We start from the raw sequence: 2186 nt of genomic DNA on the forward strand, positions 1-2186 counted from the left end.
AGCAGGCGCGGGCCGCCGGTGCCGGCGACCTGGGCCCGGACGCGACGGTCGTACGCGACGAGGTCGACCCGGTCCCCGGCGCGGGCCGCGAGGGCGGAGAGCAGCAGTGCGGCCTCCATCGAGGCGTCGATGCGGGGCAGGTCGCCGATCCGGGCCGCCGAGGTGCGCGAGGTGTCCAGGACGATCATCACGCGGCGGTCGCGCTCGGGCCGCCACGTGCGGACCACCACCTCCGAACGTCGGGCGGTCGCACGCCAGTCGATGGACCGGACGTCGTCCCCGATGACGTACTCGCGCAAGGAGTCGAACTCGGTGCCCGACCCCCGCACCTGGACCGCGGTGCGCCCGTCGAGCTCTCGGAGCCTCGCGAGCCTGCTGGGCAGGTGCCGTCGCGAGGCGAACTCGGGCAGCACCCGGAGCCGCCCGGGGACCTCGAGGGAGACCTGTCGGGCTGCGAGGCGGAGCGGGCCGAAGGACCGGATCGTCACCCGGTCCGCGTGCCGGTCCCCGCGCCGCGTGGGCACCAGAGGGGTCACGAGCCGTCGGGCCTCACCCGGAGGCAGATCGACCTCGTGGCGGTTCTCCGTCGCTCCGGCCGAGGGCTGCCACGCGTCGCGGACCAGCGCCCGGAGGCGCCGTCGAGAGCGGTTCGTCACGACGAGGGTCGAGCGCGAGGCCTCGGTGAGCCGGACCGAGGTGGGCACGGACCGGCTGATCGCGACCTGCCGCGGGGATGCGGCCAGCGCGACGTCGAGCGCGCAGGCGAGCACCACGAGCACGGCCCAGGCGAGCACGACCCCGCTCGCCGGCACGAGCAGCACCGGGAGCAGGCCGAGGGCCATGAGGGCCACGGCCCGCCAGGTGATCGTCATGAGCAGCTCCTCAGCGCGGCACCGGGACGGCGGCGAGCACGGTGTCGAGCACGCTCTCAGCCGTGACGCCCTCGAGCTCGGCCTCGGCGCGCAGCTGCACGCGGTGGCGCAGGGTGGGGTGCGCCAGGGCCTTGATGTCGTCCGGGGTGACGTAGCCGCGCCCCGAGAGCCAGGCCCAGGCCCGCGAGGTGGCCAGCAGCGCCGTCCCACCGCGGGGGGAGACGCCCAGGGACAGGGAGGGGGACTGACGGGTCGCGCGGCAGACGTCGACCGCGTAGCCCAGGACCTCGTCGGAGATCTGCACCTGCGCGACCTCGGCACGGGCGCGGGCGAGCTGGTGGGCGTCGCTCACGGGGCGCAGGCCCGCCGCGGCGAGGTCCCGCGGGTCGAAGCCCTGGGAGTGTCGCCGCATCACCTCGATCTCGTGGTCGCGCTCGGGCAGCGGCAGCGTCAGCTTGAGCAGGAACCGGTCGAGCTGGGCCTCGGGCAGCGGGTAGGTGCCCTCGTACTCGACGGGGTTCTGGGTCGCGATCACCAGGAAGGGATCGGGCAGAGGCTTGGGCAGGCCGTCCACCGAGACCTGGCGCTCCTCCATGGCCTCGAGCAGGGAGGCCTGCGTCTTGGGGGGCGTGCGGTTGATCTCGTCCGCGAGGAGCAGGTTGGTGAAGACGGGCCCCTCCCGGAAGGAGAACTGCGCCGTGCTCGCGTCGTAGACGAGGGAGCCGGTGACGTCACCGGGCATGAGGTCAGGGGTGAACTGGACGCGCTTGGTGTCCAGGTCGAGGGCGGCGCTGAGCGTCCGCACGAGAAGCGTCTTGGCCACGCCGGGCACGCCTTCGAGGAGCACGTGACCGCGGCACAGCAGGGCGATGACCAGGCCGGTGACCGCGGCGTCCTGGCCGACGACGGCCTTCGCGACCTCGGCACGCAGCGCCGCGAGCCCCTCACGCAGCTCGGTCGAGGGGGTGATCGCCCCCTCGACAGATGGTGCGGCGGGCGCTGAGGGCGTCTCGGAGGGGCCCGGGGCCACGGGCGGGTTGCCTGCGGGGGTCGGGTCGTCTGCCGCGGGTGCGGGGGGCTGCTGCCAGGTGGGGTCGGTCACGTGCGGTGAACCTCGCTCTCGAGCTCGTCGAGCTGTCGGGCCAGCTGGAGCAGCCCGGCGTCGTCGGTGGGTGGTGGTCCGTAGAGCAGGCCGGCGACCTGCTCCCTGCTGCGCCCGGTGGCCCGGGTCAAGGCATCGATCACGGCGGGGGCCCCGGCCGTCCGGGGCAGTCCCGTACGAGCCGCGAGGCGCCGTGCCGTGCCGGCCCGCAG

2 protein-coding genes and 1 pseudogene are annotated in these 2186 nt (G+C 74.7%); all 3 read right to left on the bottom strand.

Going from position 1 to position 2186, the window contains the following annotated elements; genetic code table 11:
• Nucleotides 1–872, bottom strand: an 872-nt coding sequence (locus L0B03_RS16945; protein WP_250448050.1) for a DUF58 domain-containing protein, incomplete at its 3' end; no start/stop codon positions are given.
• A gap of 10 nt (nucleotides 873–882) precedes the next feature.
• Nucleotides 883–1842 (bottom strand): MoxR family ATPase, encoded by a 960-nt coding sequence (locus L0B03_RS16950; RefSeq protein ID WP_250448052.1) that lies wholly within the window; start codon nucleotides 1840–1842, stop codon nucleotides 883–885.
• A 128-nt stretch (nucleotides 1843–1970) separates the two neighbouring features.
• Nucleotides 1971–2186: pseudogene (locus L0B03_RS16955) on the bottom strand (DUF4350 domain-containing protein); the annotation flags it as partial.

It is taken from the genome of Actinotalea sp. C106 (assembly GCF_023630195.1).
Lineage (GTDB): Bacteria > Actinomycetota > Actinomycetes > Actinomycetales > Cellulomonadaceae > Actinotalea.